This is a genomic window from Arthrobacter sp. Y3221159, from assembly GCF_059089885.1.
In genome coordinates this window covers 152,630-167,596 of sequence record NZ_JBNHFC010000005.1, presented here as the reverse complement: position 1 = coordinate 167,596, position 14,967 = coordinate 152,630, and the positions used below count along the sequence as shown (strand labels likewise).

14 protein-coding genes and 1 riboswitch are annotated in these 14,967 nt (G+C 67.3%); of the genes, 10 read left to right on the top strand and 4 right to left on the bottom strand.

The features are described from left to right. Positions 1–94: 94 nt before the first annotated feature. Positions 95–889 carry a nitrilase-related carbon-nitrogen hydrolase gene (locus AC5RT3_RS07290; RefSeq protein WP_494123868.1) on the top strand — a complete coding sequence of 265 codons (795 nt, stop codon included), beginning with the start codon at positions 95–97 and terminating at the stop codon, positions 887–889. Here AC5RT3_RS07290 and AC5RT3_RS07285 read toward each other — a convergent pair. After that, complete coding sequence (locus AC5RT3_RS07285) at positions 886–2,571, bottom strand: PucR family transcriptional regulator (RefSeq protein ID WP_494123867.1); 1,686 nt, start codon at positions 2,569–2,571, stop codon at positions 886–888. The genes AC5RT3_RS07290 and AC5RT3_RS07285 overlap by 4 nt on opposite strands. A gap of 109 nt (positions 2,572–2,680) precedes the next feature. On the opposite strand from AC5RT3_RS07285, the gene AC5RT3_RS07280 reads away from it, so the two are divergent. Further along, on the top strand, positions 2,681–4,186 hold the full coding sequence (locus AC5RT3_RS07280) for an amino acid permease (RefSeq protein WP_494051371.1): 1,506 nt from the start codon (positions 2,681–2,683) through the stop codon (positions 4,184–4,186). A gap of 51 nt (positions 4,187–4,237) precedes the next feature. Further along, positions 4,238–5,974, top strand: coding sequence for a flavin monoamine oxidase family protein (locus tag AC5RT3_RS07275; protein WP_494123866.1), 1,737 nt, complete (start codon positions 4,238–4,240; stop codon positions 5,972–5,974). 1 nt (position 5,975) lies between these two features. Here the strand turns inward: AC5RT3_RS07275 and AC5RT3_RS07270 are convergent, their stop codons facing one another. The 3 genes from AC5RT3_RS07270 to purU form a co-directional block, all read right to left on the bottom strand. Continuing rightward, positions 5,976–6,494 (bottom strand): gamma carbonic anhydrase family protein, encoded by a 519-nt coding sequence (locus AC5RT3_RS07270; protein ID WP_494123865.1) that lies wholly within the window; start codon positions 6,492–6,494, stop codon positions 5,976–5,978. A gap of 68 nt (positions 6,495–6,562) precedes the next feature. Continuing rightward, positions 6,563–7,234, bottom strand: a complete 672-nt coding sequence (locus AC5RT3_RS07265) for a class I SAM-dependent methyltransferase (protein ID WP_494123864.1) — start codon at positions 7,232–7,234, stop codon at positions 6,563–6,565. 35 nt (positions 7,235–7,269) lie between these two features. Then, complete coding sequence (gene purU / locus AC5RT3_RS07260) at positions 7,270–8,130, bottom strand: formyltetrahydrofolate deformylase (RefSeq protein WP_494123863.1); 861 nt, start codon at positions 8,128–8,130, stop codon at positions 7,270–7,272. Positions 8,131–8,173: 43 nt separating this feature from the next. Next, positions 8,174–8,259: riboswitch (ZMP/ZTP riboswitch) on the top strand. A gap of 147 nt (positions 8,260–8,406) precedes the next feature. On the opposite strand from purU, the gene glyA reads away from it, so the two are divergent. From glyA to AC5RT3_RS07225, 7 genes are all read left to right on the top strand, one after another. Next, positions 8,407–9,705 (top strand): serine hydroxymethyltransferase, encoded by a 1,299-nt coding sequence (gene glyA, locus AC5RT3_RS07255; RefSeq protein WP_494123862.1) that lies wholly within the window; start codon positions 8,407–8,409, stop codon positions 9,703–9,705. A 3-nt stretch (positions 9,706–9,708) separates the two neighbouring features. Next, positions 9,709–10,611 carry a bifunctional methylenetetrahydrofolate dehydrogenase/methenyltetrahydrofolate cyclohydrolase gene (locus tag AC5RT3_RS07250; protein ID WP_494123861.1) on the top strand — a complete coding sequence of 301 codons (903 nt, stop codon included), beginning with the start codon at positions 9,709–9,711 and terminating at the stop codon, positions 10,609–10,611. A 141-nt stretch (positions 10,612–10,752) separates the two neighbouring features. Then, positions 10,753–11,730 carry an ABC transporter ATP-binding protein gene (locus AC5RT3_RS07245; protein ID WP_494010673.1) on the top strand — a complete coding sequence of 326 codons (978 nt, stop codon included), beginning with the start codon at positions 10,753–10,755 and terminating at the stop codon, positions 11,728–11,730. Beyond that, positions 11,723–12,574, top strand: a complete 852-nt coding sequence (locus tag AC5RT3_RS07240) for an ABC transporter permease (RefSeq protein ID WP_494123860.1) — start codon at positions 11,723–11,725, stop codon at positions 12,572–12,574. The genes AC5RT3_RS07245 and AC5RT3_RS07240 overlap by 8 nt, the downstream gene beginning before the upstream one ends. Continuing rightward, positions 12,571–13,413 (top strand): ABC transporter permease, encoded by an 843-nt coding sequence (locus AC5RT3_RS07235; RefSeq protein ID WP_494051378.1) that lies wholly within the window; start codon positions 12,571–12,573, stop codon positions 13,411–13,413. Before AC5RT3_RS07240 ends, AC5RT3_RS07235 begins: the two co-directional genes overlap by 4 nt. A 144-nt stretch (positions 13,414–13,557) precedes the next feature. Further along, complete coding sequence (locus AC5RT3_RS07230) at positions 13,558–14,121, top strand: hypothetical protein (protein WP_494123859.1); 564 nt, start codon at positions 13,558–13,560, stop codon at positions 14,119–14,121. A gap of 10 nt (positions 14,122–14,131) precedes the next feature. Next, positions 14,132–14,965 carry an exodeoxyribonuclease III gene (locus AC5RT3_RS07225; protein WP_494123858.1) on the top strand — a complete coding sequence of 278 codons (834 nt, stop codon included), beginning with the start codon at positions 14,132–14,134 and terminating at the stop codon, positions 14,963–14,965. Positions 14,966–14,967: the final 2 nt, after the last annotated feature.

Sequence of the window (14,967 nt, the reverse complement as noted above, 5' to 3'; positions counted from 1 at the left end):
GGTGCAAATGGCCCCGCCCTTTGCCCGGCCCCTCTGGCTACGCTGGGAAGAGCGGCCCGTCACGCGGCCGCTCCAACGATGGAAGGTGGTAGCGGTGCTGCTGGCACTCTTGCAGGCAAACTCTGCAGTCCTTGATCCTGAGGCCAACTGTGCCGTCATCCATGCCGCCGCCCGGGAAGCAGCAGCGGCCGGCGCCCGCGTGCTGGTCACCCCGGAGCTTTTCCCGGTGGGGTACGCCCCCCGGAAAGTCCGGTCCGGGCTGGATCCGGCAATCCTCCCCGTGCTTCGCGAAAGGCTCGCCGCCACCGCCCGCCATCACGGCATCGGGCTGGTCTACAGCCTTCCCCGTGTCACGGCCGAGGGGGACTGGCAGATCAGCGCCACCCTGCTGGCTGCGAACGGGGACGTGCTGCTGGAGTACGGGAAAATCCATTTGTTCGGACCCGACGAGCGTGCCGCCTTCAGTCCGGCAGCAGAGCGTCCCGCCGTCGTGGACTTCCAGGGGATCCCCACGTCCATGGTCATCTGCTACGACGTGGAATTCCCGGAAGCCGTGCGCGCCGCGGCGGCCGGCGGTGCCGAGCTGCTGTTGGTGCCCACGGCACTGGCCCATGGGTTCGACGACGTCCCCCAGGTGCTGCTGCGGGCCCGGGCACTTGAAAGCCAGCTGACCGTCGCGTACGCCAACCATTCGGGAGTGGAGGACGGGTGCAGGTTCCTCGGCGGCAGCGTTGTGGCCGGGCCGGACGGGAAGCTGCTGGCCGCAGCGGGGGAAGGGCCGCAATTGCTCTTCACGGAAGTGGATGCGGAAGCGGCGAAGCGTGAGCGGGCCGCCGTGCCCTATCTGGACGAGCGCCGCCCTGACCTCTACCGCGCCTGGGAAGCCTAAGTACCTGTATCGCCGGCTGGCGCTCCGCTGCCTGGCAACGCCGCGAAGTCGGCAAACTGCAGGGCGATCCATAGCTCGGCCCGCGTTCCGGCGTGCGCCAGGTCCACATCCAGGATTTCCGCCAGGGCGTTGATCTGCCGGCGGACGCTGTTCCGGTGCAGTCCTGTGTCCTTGGCTGTCGCGTCCCAGTTGCCGTTCGCGCCCAACCATGCACGGAGGACCTGGAGCTGGGCTTGGCGGCGCTCCGGCTCCTGCCCAAGAACAGGCGCCAGCAGGCGGGAAGCCAGCATCCCGCCTGCCTCACCGCCCAAAAGGCCCGTGACGGACCACGTCAATTCTTCTTCCCGGACGGTGGTCCCGGTGGCCTGGACCCGGGGACGCAATGCCGAAGCGCTGCGGTAGGCGGCGGCAAGGCCTGGCAGTTCCGTGGCCCGGCCCACCACCAGCCGCCAGCCCAACTGCTCCACCTCGGCCAGCAGCTGGTCGTCCACCTTCAGCCGTGTCACGGCGGCAAAGCCGTAGTCCGTAAGTTCCACCATTTTCGTATCGAACAGCCGCCGCCACTGCAGCAGTTCGCGCACAGGACCGTCGGCGGCAGCCGCTGCCTTGGGCCGGGTTCCCTGTACCACCCGGACCAGCCCGTTGCGGGTGCCCCCGACGCTCTGCGCCAGCAGGTCCCTCATGGTGTCCAGCTCCGTGGTGCTGGCCCCTGCAATGCTTTCCGGATGCAGGAGCAACGCCGTGGCCAGCTGGCTGGGAGCCAGGGAACCACTGGTCCGCTGCCGGACCAGGAGTTCCAGCAGGCCCACTACCGAGGAGACCACGTTGTTCTGCGCCGGGGTCAGCGGCTTGTCCGTGCCAAGCAGCAGGCCGCCCAGGGTGGCGTCCCTGGTGCTCCGCAGCGGGTGGCCGAACACCAACGCTGATCCTGGAACATCAAAGGCTTCGGTCTCCACGCGTGGGCCGCTTCCGGTGAGGAGCCTTTTGACCAGCGGCTGGAGCGTGGAAAGTTCGACGGCGGTGCCCGCCCGGGCGCGTACCCTGCCGTCCGCGCCAACCAGGATGGCCCATGCCGGAACCCGCTCTGCCAGGGCCGCCAGCAACTCGTGCTCCGGCCGTGGCGACAGGACCGCCCGCATGAGATGGCGGTTGGTCTCGGCGAGCTGGCGGAACACCTGGGCGTTTCCTGATTCCAGCAGCTTGGAGAACTCGAGTCCCAGCGCAGCGAACGGGATGCTGGCGGGCACCGCCACCAGCGTCAGGCCGTGTTTCCGGCAGGCCGCCACAACATCACCGGGCACAGCGTCGAAGTACGGTTCGAGGCCGAACCCGAGTGCCGCGACTCCCGCCGCGACGAGGCGGCGGACGTAGGCGTCGGCGTCGGCCCCCTCTGCGGATCCCTCGCTGCCGCGGCTCGTGCCGCCGTCGTCACCGGGGCCGCTGCCCCCACGCCTGAAAGGAAGCCCGGCGGTCAGCACGAACTCGCCATCAAGCAGGTACGGCGTAGGGTCCTCAAGTTCACTGGGCTCCACCCACCGCAGGGGAGTGTGGCCGTTGCCGGCATCGTGCAGCATCGCCACCCCGGCCGGCAGCCTGGCCAGGAACTGGTTCAGTGTCACCGCGTCCAGCTGGGCAGGCAGCCCGCCGGAAGCGGACTCGCTCTCTGGTGCATTGCGTCTCATAAGTGAAGACTATAGGGCATTTTGCACAGCTTGAGATGCGGCTCACACCCCTACGCTGGGTGAGGGGAAAACCAGTCCAACCATCCACCGACACGAACGGACGTCAACGATGACTGTGCCTACACTTTCGGGCCAGGTACCTGCCCGCGCGGCCGCCCGCCCCACCCTTGGAGCGCAGCTGCTGCGCCGTAAGCCCATCGCCCAGATGGTCAACGAGGCCGAGTCCGGACAAGGCGGACCCCGCCTTGTCCGCAGCTTCGGCGTCCTGCAGCTGACCATGATCTCCGTGGGCGCGACGCTGGGCACCGGCATCTTGGTTATCCTCGGTGAATCCGTGCCGCTGGCCGGTCCGGCCATCTGGATATCCTTTGCGATCGCCGGGCTGGCCGCGCTGCTGTCAGCGGTGTCGTATGCGGAAATGGCCGGCCTGGTGCCCGTGTCCGGCTCCAGCTATTCCTACACTTACGCCACCATGGGCGAGGGCATGGCGTGGATCTGCGGCTGGTGCCTGGTCCTTGAGTATGCGGTGTCCGTAGCCGCCGTGGCCGTTGGCGCCGGGCAATATGTGAACGAAGCCCTGGCCGTGTTCGGTACAGCACTGCCGGACGCCTTCTCCCAGCCTCCGGGCGACGGCGGCATGGTCAACATCCCCGCCATGGTCATCGTGGTGCTGGCCACCGTCCTGCTGGTCCGCGGCGCCAAGGAAAGTGCCTGGATCAACACCGCCATCGTGGTGGTCAAGGTAGGCATCCTGCTCTTCTTCTGCGCCGTCGCCTTCACCGCCTTCAACGCAGGCAACTTCGAACCGCTGCTGCCGATGGGCGCCGCCGGGGTTTCCGCCGCCGCGTCCCGCGTCTTCTTCTCCTACATCGGCTTCGACGCCGCCTCCACCGCCGGTGAGGAAGCCCGCAATCCCAAGCGGGACCTGCCGCGCGCCATCATGCTCTCCATGCTGATTGTCACCACCATCTACGTGCTGGTGGCAGTGGCCGCAATCGGCGCCCGCCCCTGGGGCTGGTTCGACGGCACCGAGGCGGCCCTGGTGAAGATCCTGGAAGAGACCACCGGCCAGCCGTGGATTGCCCTGGTCTTCGCCGTGGGCGCCGTCCTGGCAATCGCCAGCATTGTCCTGACCGTTCTCTACGGCCAGACCCGCATCCTGCTGTCCATGTCCCGCGACGGCCTCATTCCTGCCGTCTTCGGCCGCGTCTCCCGCCGTACCGGCACCCCCGTGGCCGGAACGCTGCTGGTGGGCATCGCCGTCGCGCTGACCGCCGGACTGGTGCCGCTGGGCGCGCTCGCGGACGCCACCAGCATCGGTACCCTGTTCGCTTTCGCCCTGGTGAATGTGGCGGTCATCTACCTCCGCCGCACGCGGCCAGAACTGGAACGGACCTTCCGGGTTCCGCTGTTCCCGCTCACTCCCATCCTTGGCGCGCTGATGTGCGGCTACCTGATGGCCAACCTCGGCGCAGACACCTGGGTGACCTTTGCCGTGTGGATGCTGGTGGGCCTGGCCGCCTACCTCGCCTACGGACGGCGCAACTCCAGGGTGGCGGCCCTGGATGAGGGGGAATACCGTGAATTGTCCGCCATGTCCCCTAACAAGTCCTGACCGCCCCTAGCCGCTTACCGACGCCCCGAATCAACAAAAGGCAGACCTTCCATGACCATCGCCACTGAACTTCCGGCCTCCGACCCGTCCAGCACCTCCACCCTGACAGAGGACGGCGTCAGCCGGCGCCCGGAAGAGCAAACCGCGCCCATCACCATGCTCAATCCGGACTTCCCGTTCAGCTACGACCACTACCTGGCGCACCCGGACGGGCTGGGATCCGTTCCGGAGGACATGCTGGGCACCGAAGTTGCGGTTATTGGTGCGGGGCTGTCCGGCCTGGTGACGGCATATGAGCTGATGAAGCTGGGCCTCCGCCCAGTGGTCTACGAAGCGGACCAGATCGGCGGGCGGCTCCGCACCGCCGCCTTCCCGGCTGCCCCGGGTGTGGTTGCGGACCTGGGCGGCATGCGGTTCCCGGTCTCCGGCAGGGCGTTCTACCACTACATTGACCTGCTGGGCCTGGAGACGCAGGATTTCCCCAACCCGCTGGCCGAGGCCACCTCCAGCACGGTGATCGAACTTGCGGGCAAGAAGCACTACGCGGAGAAGCCCACCGACCTTCCGCCCTTCTTCCGCGAGGTTGCGGACGCGTGGAAGTCGGCAGTGAACGACGGCGCCAAGTTCGCGCAGATGCAGGACGCCATTCGTGCGCGGGACACGGCCCGGATCAAGGAGCTGTGGAACGAGCTGCTGCCACTGATGGACGAGCAGACGTTCTACGGGTTCATCGCCGCCAGCGAGTCCTTTAAGGAGGCAGGGTTCGCGCACCGCGAGGCATTCGGGCAGGTGGGCTTCGGCACCGGCGGCTGGGATACCGACTTCCCCAACTCCATCCTGGAAATCCTGCGGGTGGTGTACACGGACGCGGACGACCAGCACCGGCTCATCTGCGGGGGAGCCCAACGGCTGCCCGAGGCACTGTGGCAGCACGCGCCGTCGGGCATGAGGCACTGGCCCGAGGGCACCTCGCTGGCGTCACTGCACTCCGGCTCGCCCCGCGGCGCCGTCGGCAAAATCAGCCGCGACCCGGACGGTAACCTGCGGGTCCGCGAACGGTGGGGCCGCGAAGCCAGCTACCCGGCCGTGGTGACAACGTGCCAGTCCTGGCTGCTGTCCACCCGGATCCACACCGAGGAGGCGCTGTTTCCGGCGGAGCTGTGGACTGCCATCGAGCGCTCTCACTACATGCAGTCGTCCAAGACGTTCGTGATGGTGGACCGGCCGTTCTGGAAGGACATCGATCCGGAAACCGGCAACGAGGTCCTGTCCATGACCCTGACCGACCGGCTCAACCGCGCCACCTACCTGCTGGACAACGGCCCGGACCAGCCCGCCGTCATCCTGCTCTCCTACACGTGGAACGACGACGCGCTGAAGTGGCTCGCCCTGGACGCCGACGAGCGGGTGGAACTGATGCTGCACTCGTTGGAGCAGATCTACCCGGGCGTGGACATCGCCAGCCACATCGTGGGCCAGCCAATCACCGTGTCCTGGGAGGCGGACCCCAACTTCATGGGTGCCTTCAAGGCCAACCTGCCGGGGCACTACCGCTACCAGCAGCGGCTGTTCACGCACTTCAAGCAGGACCGGCTGCCCGAGTCCCAGCGCGGCATCTTCCTCGCCGGCGACGACGTCTCCTTTACCGCCGGCTGGGCCGAAGGTGCGGTCACCACGGGCCTGAACGCGGTGTGGGGCGTGGTGAACCACCTGGGCGGTTCGTCGGCGCCGGCCAACCCCGGCCCGGGCGAACTGCTGGACGCCATCGGCCCTATCAACCTGGACTGATTCAGGACTGAAGCTGCCGGTGCTGGGCCGCGAGCTCGACGTACCGGGCAGCGTTGGCGCGCACGCCGTCGTACTCCTCATCAGTGAGTTCACGGCGCACCTTCCCCGGAACGCCCGCCACGAGCGAGCGGGGCGGGACCACGGTTCCTTCCAGGACCACGGCGCCGGCCGCCACGAGCGAGCCGGCGCCGATCACCGCGCCGTTGAGGACCGTGGCGCCCATGCCGATCAGGCAGTCGTCCTCCACTGTGCAGCCGTGCACGACGGCGGCGTGCCCCACACTGACGCGCTCGCCTACCGTGCAGGGGAAACCGGGGTCGGCATGCAGCACCACGTTGTCCTGCAGATTGCTGCCCGCGCCCACCGAGATGGCAGCGGTGTCGGCCCGCACGGAGACGCCGTAGAAGGCGCTGGCGTCAGGGCCCAGGCTGGCGTTGCCGATGATGGACGCCGTAGGAGCAACGAAAGCTGATTCGTGGACTGCCGGGCTGCTGCCGGCGAAAGGGTACAGGGGAGCCATGGCAACACCCTAGGCCACTCCCGGGCGGGCTGGCTTGTGTGCCCCAAGTATGACTCTGTCGTCCGCGCCTAGTTGGGGGAGCTTGGGGTGCGGAGGACCAGGAACTGGTAGTGCTGCGTCCAGGCGCCCCGTCCCGGCCCTGAGTCGTCCCCGGTTCCCTCCGGCCAGGTACGGAAGTGTTCCACCTCGCCGTGTTCGCCGAAGATCCGGCGGACGGAAGCGTCGCTCCGGCGGCTGAAGAACCTGCGCGGCTCCTCGTCGTCTTCCGGGTTCAGGACTTCTTCATCGTCCCCGGACCAGAGTCCGACGGCGATGGGCGAGCCAGGCGCGCAGACCCGCACCAGCTCGCTGGCGACCTCGTGGATAAGGCTGTTGGGCACGTGCAGCAGGGTGCTCATGGTCCAGCCGGCAGCGAAGGAGCCATCCGGGAACGGCAGGCTTCGTCCGCTGGCCACACTGGCGTTCAAACCTTTGGCGGCTGCAAGGCGGACGCTTTCGCCGGACAGGTCCACGCCGCAGTAGTGCAGGCCGGCACGGACAAACTCAAGGCCCTCGACGCCCGTGCCGCATCCGAGTTCGAAGACGGAGTCCCGGTGTTCGTCCTTCAGCAGCCGGATGAACCACTCCCGGCATTCGACACGGTTGGGTGTGGCAGCCCGGGTGTTGCGGACCCTGGCCTGCCGGTCATAGAACAGTGCCAGGTCGGCCTCGTGGTCCGCGTGCTTCGGTGCGTCAGCCATGGCTTCAGCCTAGGGCCGGGCGGCTGGTTCCGGAGCTAGTTGAAAACCACCGTCCGGTTGCCGTCCAGAAGCACCCGGTGTTCAGCGTGCCACTGCACCGCCTGGACCAGGGTGCGGCCCTCGACATCGCGGCCCATCTGCACAAACTGCTCGGGGGTACGGGCGTGGTCCACGCGGATGACTTCCTGCTCGATGATGGGCCCCTCGTCCAGTGCGGCCGTGACGTAGTGGGCGGTGGCGCCGATCAGCTTCACGCCGCGGGCGTGGGCCTGGTGGTACGGCTTGGCACCCTTGAACGAGGGCAGGAACGAGTGGTGGATGTTGATGGCCTTGCCCGTCAGTTCGGTGCACAGCTCATCGGACAGGATCTGCATATAACGGGCCAGGACCGTCAGCGCGACGTCGTGCTCGGCGATCAGGGCCCGCAGCTTGTCCTCGGCCTGGGCCTTGGTGTCCTTGGTCACGGGGATGTAGTGGAACGGGATCCCGTAGAAATCGGCCAGCCCGGCCAGGTCCTGGTGGTTGGAGACGATGGCCGGAATCTCCACCGGCAGGGTGCCGGAACGCTGCTGGAACAGAAGGTCGTTCAGGCAGTGGGCGGACGTGCTGGCCATCACCAGGGTCCGCACCTTCTGGCCCACGGCGTGCAGGCCCCACTGCATGCCGAAGGCCTCAGCCACCGGCTCAAGCGCCGCACGCAGCTCCGCTGCGGATGCCGCCGTCGTCACTTCCACGCGCATAAAGAAGTTCCCGGTGGCGGGGCTGCCGTACTGCTGTGAGTCCAGAATGTTGCAGCCTGCCACCAGCAGGGCACCTGCCACGGCGTGGACGATTCCGGGCCGGTCGGGGCAGGACAGGGTTACTACATACGCTTGGTTCAGCTGCTGTTCACTCACGCGTACAAGCCTACCCGCGCGGCGGGCACCGGTTTTGGTAGGCTGGAAGGGTCGCAACTGGCGTTGGGTGGCTAACCACCAGGGAGCGGCAATCACGAAGACCACGGATCGTACGCCTGGGCCGAGGGTCATGTCTTGCCGGAAGTGGGGCTGCACTTCGTCCAGTGCTGCAGCGCCATGCCCCGCGCTTTCACGCCCGTTCATCAACGCGGTGCGAAGACGCGCCAGCCGGTAGCCTGACCTAAGCAGTGCCCAATCCCTAGCCAGGAGTTCTCCGTGACTACCACAGCCACCTCAACCACAGCCGTCAGCAACCAGCCGCTGGCCGAGCTGGACCCCGAAATCGCCGCAGTCCTGGACCAGGAGCTTGGCCGCCAGCGCGGCACCCTGGAGATGATTGCCTCCGAAAACTTCGCGCCCCGCGCCGTGATGGAAGCCCAGGGCTCCGTCCTCACCAACAAGTACGCCGAAGGCTACCCGGGCCGCCGCTACTACGGCGGCTGCGAGTACGTTGACGTCGCAGAGCAGCTGGCTATCGACCGGGTCAAGGCCCTGTTCGGCGCCGAATACGCCAACGTCCAGCCCCACTCCGGTGCGCAGGCCAACGCGGCAGCCCTCTCCGCCATGATCACCCCCGGCGACAAGATCCTGGGCCTGTCCCTGGCCCACGGCGGCCACCTGACCCACGGCATGAAGCTGAACTTCTCCGGCAAGCTCTACGAAGTAGCGGCCTACCAGGTGGAGGAAGACACCTTCCGCGTCGACATGGACAAGCTCCGCGAACAGGCCATCAAGGAAAAGCCGCAGGTCATCATCGCCGGCTGGTCCGCCTACCCCCGCCACCTTGACTTCGCAGCCTTCCGCTCCATCGCCGATGAAGTGGGCGCACTGCTCTGGACGGACATGGCACACTTCGCCGGCCTGGTTGCCGCCGGCCTGCACCCGAGCCCGGTCCCGCACTCCGACGTCGTCACCTCCACCGTGCACAAGACGCTGGCCGGTCCGCGCTCCGGCGTGATCCTGGCCAAGGAACAGTGGGCCAAGAAGCTGAACTCCAACGTGTTCCCGGGCCAGCAGGGCGGACCGCTGATGCACGTCATCGCCGCCAAGGCCGTGGCCTTCAAGATCGCCGGCACGCAGGAATTCAAGGAGCGCCAGGAGCGTGTCCTTGAAGGCGCCCGGATCATCGCCGACCGCCTGAACCAGGCGGATGTCGCCGAGGCTGGCGTCTCCGTCCTGACCGGCGGCACCGATGTGCACCTGGTCCTGGTGGACCTGCGCAACTCCCAGCTGGACGGCCAGCAGGCCGAGGACCTCCTGCACTCGGTGGGCATCACCGTCAACCGCAACGCCGTGCCGTTCGATCCCCGCCCGCCGATGGTCACCTCCGGCCTCCGGATCGGCACCCCGGCCCTGGCCACCCGTGGATTCGGCGCAGCCGAATTCACCGAGGTTGCCGAGATCATCGCCACCGCCCTGAAGGCCGGCAGCAGCGCCGACGTCGAGGCCCTGCAGACACGCGTCGACAAGCTGGCCGCGGACTTCCCGCTCTACCCGCAGCACGAGCAGTGGTGACCCATGCCTGAAACCACAACTGCACAGATCCTCGACGGCAAGGCTACCGCCGCTGCCATCAAGGCCGAGCTGACCGAACGCGTGGCCGCACTCAAGGCCAAAGGCGTCGTTCCCGGCATCGCCACTGTGCTGGTGGGCGCGGACCCGGCTTCGCAGCTGTACGTCTCCATGAAGCACAAGCAGTCTGTGCAGATCGGGATGAATTCGATCCAGCGCGAGCTTCCGGCAGATGCAACCCAGGCGCAGGTGGAGGCCCTCATTGATGAACTCAATGCGGATCCCGCCTGCCACGGGTACATCGTGCAGCTGCCCCTGCCCAAGCATTTGGACACCGACGCCATCCTGGAGCGCATCGACCCCGCCAAGGACGCCGACGGCCTGCACCCCACCAACCTTGGCCGGCTGGTGCTGAACGTCAACAGCGAGATCACCTCGCCGCTGCCCTGCACCCCCCGGGGCGTCATCGAGCTGTTGGAGCGGAACGGCTACAGCCTTGCGGGCAAGCACGTGGTGGTGGTTGGCCGGGGCGTCACGATCGGCCGGTCCATTGGGCTGCTGCTCACGCGCCGGAATGTCAACGCCACAGTCACCCTGACGCACACCGGCACCACGAACCTGTCCGGGCTGCTGCGGCAGGCCGACGTGATCGTGGGCGCCGCAGGCGTGAAGCACATCGTCAAAGCGTCCGACGTCAAGCCTGGCGCGGCCCTGCTGGACGTCGGCGTCACCCGGGAAACCGATCCCGAAACGGGCAAGAGCAAGGTCCACGGCGACATTGACCCCGCCGCCGCGGAGGTGGCGGGCTGGATTTCGCCGAACCCCGGCGGCGTTGGGCCCATGACCGTGGCGCTCCTGATGACCAACGTGGTGGAAGCCGCGGAACGCCAGGCAGGCATCACAGCCTAGTTCCCTTCCAATGCGCGCGACGGCGGCGCGGCACCTTTCGCACGAAAGGCGCCGCGCCGCCGTCGTCCGTTAATCCCCTCCGGCACGCCGGAACTGCAAGTCCCCTTCCACATCCCCTGGCCCTCCACTAGTCTGCGGAGGGTGCACAACGAAGCCATCCTGCCCGCGGGCGCACGGGCCGGCAGCCCGCCGCCGCGCGGCACAGTCATCGCGGCCGAAAACCTGACCAAGACGTACGGCGACGTGGTGGCGGTGGACGGCATATCGTTCACGGTCCCGGCGGGCGAGTCCTTTGGCCTGCTGGGTCCCAACGGTGCGGGCAAGTCCACCACCATGAAGATGATCGGCGGGGTCACCGGGCGCACCTCCGGCAGCCTCAGCATCATGGGCCTGGACCCGGATTCCTCGGGGCCGGAAGTGCGGGCGCACCTGGGCGTGGTGCCGCAGCAGGACAACCTGGACGAGGAACTGCGCGTCCGGGACAACCTCATCGTGTACGGGCGCTACTTCGGCCTGCCGCTGAGCTACCTGCGCCCCAAAGCCGACGAACTGCTGGAGTTCGCCCAGCTGACGGACAAGGCGAAGTCCAAGGTGGACGCCCTCTCCGGCGGCATGAAACGGCGCCTCACCATCGCCCGCTCGCTCATCAACGAACCACGCATCCTGCTGCTCGACGAACCCACCACAGGCCTGGACCCGCAGGCCCGGCACGTCCTGTGGGACCGGCTGTTCCGGCTCAAGGAGCAGGGCGTCACGCTGATCCTCACCACGCACTACATGGACGAGGCGGAGCAGCTGTGCGACCGGCTCATCGTGGTGGACAAGGGACGCATCATGGCCGAGGGTTCCCCGGCCAGGCTCATCCGGGAGCATTCCACCCGCGAGGTAGTGGAACTGCGGTTCGGATCGGAACGGAACGCCACCATCGGCGCGGAGCTGGACGGCATCGGGGAACGGCTGGAAGTGCTGCCGGACCGGGTGCTGATTTATGCGGACGACGGCGAGGGCGCGCTTGAGCAGGTGGCGGCCCGCGGCCTGCGGCCGCTGACCTCGCTGGTCCGGAGGTCATCACTCGAGGACGTCTTCCTTCGGCTTACAGGCAGGAGCCTCGTTGACTGAGCAGGGGCTGCCAGGCCCTTCCGCGCTGCGGGCGCACGGCCCTGAAGTCGCCGCCGCCAAGGCCCGCCGCTGGGGTGCCTTCTATTTCGCAGAGCAAGTGCTCCGGGTCATGAAGAACTACGGCTGGTCCATCCTGATGTACAGCGTGGGCCAGCCGGTCGCCTACCTCTTTGCCATGGGGGTAGGACTTGCCACGCTGGTGGACGGGCAGGGTGCCGACGCTTTCGGCGGAGTCAGCTACCTGACCTTCATCGCGCCGGCGCTGCTGGTGTCCGCCGCGGTGATGACGGCCGCCAACGAGTTCACCTTCCCGGTGATGGCCGGCTTCAAATGGCGCCGGACCTACTTTGGCCCCCATGCGTCCCCGTTGACGCCGGCCCAGATCGCGGCGGGCCACATCATGGCCGTGACGCTCCGCCTGCTCCTGCAGTCCGCTGTCTACTTCGCCGCCGTCGCGCTGTTTGGCGCCGCCCCGTCCGGCGGCGCGTGGGCAGGCATCCTGGTGGCAACACTCGCCGGGCTGGCCTTCGGGCTGCCGCTGATGGCCTATTCCGCGTCCATCACCGAGGACAAGGGCCAGTTCGCCCTGGTGATGCGGCTGATCGTGATGCCGCTGTTCCTGTTCTCCGGCACCTTCTTTCCGCTGGACACGCTCCCGCTGGCGGTCCGCTGGATCGGCTGGATCTCACCCATCTGGCACGGCACCGAACTGGGGCGCGTGGCCAGCTACGGCTACCAGGAACCGCCGCTGCTGACACTGGTTCACGTGGGGGTCCTGGCGGGCCTCGCCGTGGTGGGCTGGGTCCTGACCCGGCGCCGGTTCGCGGCAAGGATGGGCCAATGAGCCGGACAGCACCTCCGGCAGGGGGACGAAGCGCCACTGAGGAAGCCCTCAACAGGCCTTTCGGCAGGCTCTATTCGGGCAACGCCAGGGCGGTCATCTCGCGCGGGCTGATGGCCACCCGGAGCAGCAACTGGCTGGTGATGCTGTCCGGGTTCTTCGAACCGGTCCTGTTCCTGGTGTCCATGGGTGTGGGGCTGGGAGCCATCGTGGGGACGGTGGAGGGCCCGGGCGGCGGCGAGATCAGCTACGCGGCCTACATCGCACCGGCCCTGCTCGCCGTCTCGGCCATGAACGGGGCGGTGTACGACTCCACGTGGAACGTCTTCTTCAAGATGCACTTTGCCAAGCTGTACCAGGGCATGCTGTACACCTCGCTGGGACCGCTGGATGTTGCCCTGGGCGAGATCTTCCTGGCGCTGCTGAGGGGGATGCTCTACGCCACCGGGTTCACCGCCGTCATGGGGGTGATGGGGCTGATCACCTCGCCCTGGGCGCTCCTGATGGTCCCGGCCTCGGTGCTCATCGCGTTTGGCTTCGCCAGCATGGGGATGGGCATCACCAGCTTCCTGAAGACCTTCCAGCAGATGGACTGGATCAACTTCATCCTGCTCCCCATGTTCCTATTCAGCGCCACGTTCTATCCGCTCAGCGTCTACCCGCAGCCCATCCAGTGGTTCATCCAGGCCATGCCGCTTTGGCACGGGGTGGAACTGCTCCGCCAGATCAGCGTGGGGACCTTCACTGCCGCAACACCCCTGCACATTGGCTACTACCTGGCGATGACCGCCGTCGGCATGCTGCTGACCACGCTGCGCCTGCGGGCCTTGTTCCTCAAGTAGTCCCCGGGCCCAACCAAGCCGCGCCAACTGTCGTTTTGGCGCCCCGTAACGACAGTTGGCGCTAATGGGTTGGGGGAGGGAGGCGCTGTTCGCCGGAGGTGGAAGCGGGCGGGAGCACACCCCGGGGTTTGAGAGAATAGGTTCATGCAATCTCTGGGCAGCTCCAAGTCATCCGCCAAACCCGCCAGGGGCGGTTTCTCCTTGTTCCGCATCAGCGGTCCCGGGCTGATGGTCCTGGTGACGGCGTTCGTTGTGGCCGTCATCTTCGCGGCCAACCAGAACGACGTCGTGGGCTGGGTTGTTGCCGTGATCGCCTTCTTCTGGCTCCTGCTGGCCTGCTTCGTGGTGTTCAGCATCCAGAAGGCTGCCAAGAAGGCCGGAGCCAAGCTGACTGAAGCCCAGAACGCCTTCACTACGGCAGCCGGCCGCGGCCCGTCGTCGTCCGCGGTCAACCATGGCGGGACGCGCGTGGTGTCCGAACGCAGCGAGGCGGACGAGGTCCGCGACCTTAAGCTGGACCACTCGTTCAAGATCGTGCAGGTGCAGGTCCGCGTGGTGGAGGATGAGCGCGCCAAGGGAGCCGCGGCCAACCAGGACACCATTAACCGTGCCCTGGAAACCATCGAGATCACAGCCACCAACGCCCGCGACATGATCAAGTCTTCGGGCGGCAGCGGAGAACCGGTCACCGGCACCATCATCGACTAGAGTGGAGCGGGTGAGCTCGGCATTGAAGAAGGACCACCTTCGCATCGCATCGGTCAACGTCAATGGCCTTCGGGCCGCCTACAAGAACGGCATGGCGGCCTGGCTGGAACCGCGCGAGGTGGATATCCTTTGCCTCCAGGAGGTCCGGGCCCCGGACGCGGTAGTGCGCCAGCTGCTGGGTGATGGCTGGCACATCCTGCACGCTGAGGCGGAAGCCAAGGGCCGCGCAGGGGTGGCCATCGCCTCGCGGGAAGAGCCCCTGGCCACCCGGAACGGCATCGGTGACGACTACTTCGCTACCGCGGGGCGCTGGGTGGAAGCCGATTTCCGGCTGACCGACGCTGCCGGTGAGCGCGTGCAACTGACTGTCGCCAGCGCCTACGTGCACTCCGGCGAGGCGGGCACGCCCAAGCAGGATGACAAGTACCGCTTCCTCGACGCCATGAGCACCCGCCTGCCGGAACTGACCAAGCACAGCGACCACGCCCTGGTGGTGGGGGACCTGAACGTGGCCCACACGCCGTTGGACATCCGGAACTGGAAGGGCAACCTGAAGAAGGCGGGCTTCCTCCCGGAGGAACGCGCCTACTTCGACCGGTTCTTCGGTGAAGACATCGGCTGGTACGACGTCCACCGCACCATGTCCGGTGAGATGGACGGGCCCTACACCTGGTGGTCCTGGCGCGGCAAGGCCTTTGACAATGACGCAGGCTGGCGCATCGACTACCACATGGCGACACCCGCGCTGGCAGCCTCGGCGATCTCCGCCGTCGTGGACCGCGCTGCCTCCTACGACACCCGCTTCTCCGACCATGCACCCCTGGTAGTTGACTACCAGCTCTAAGC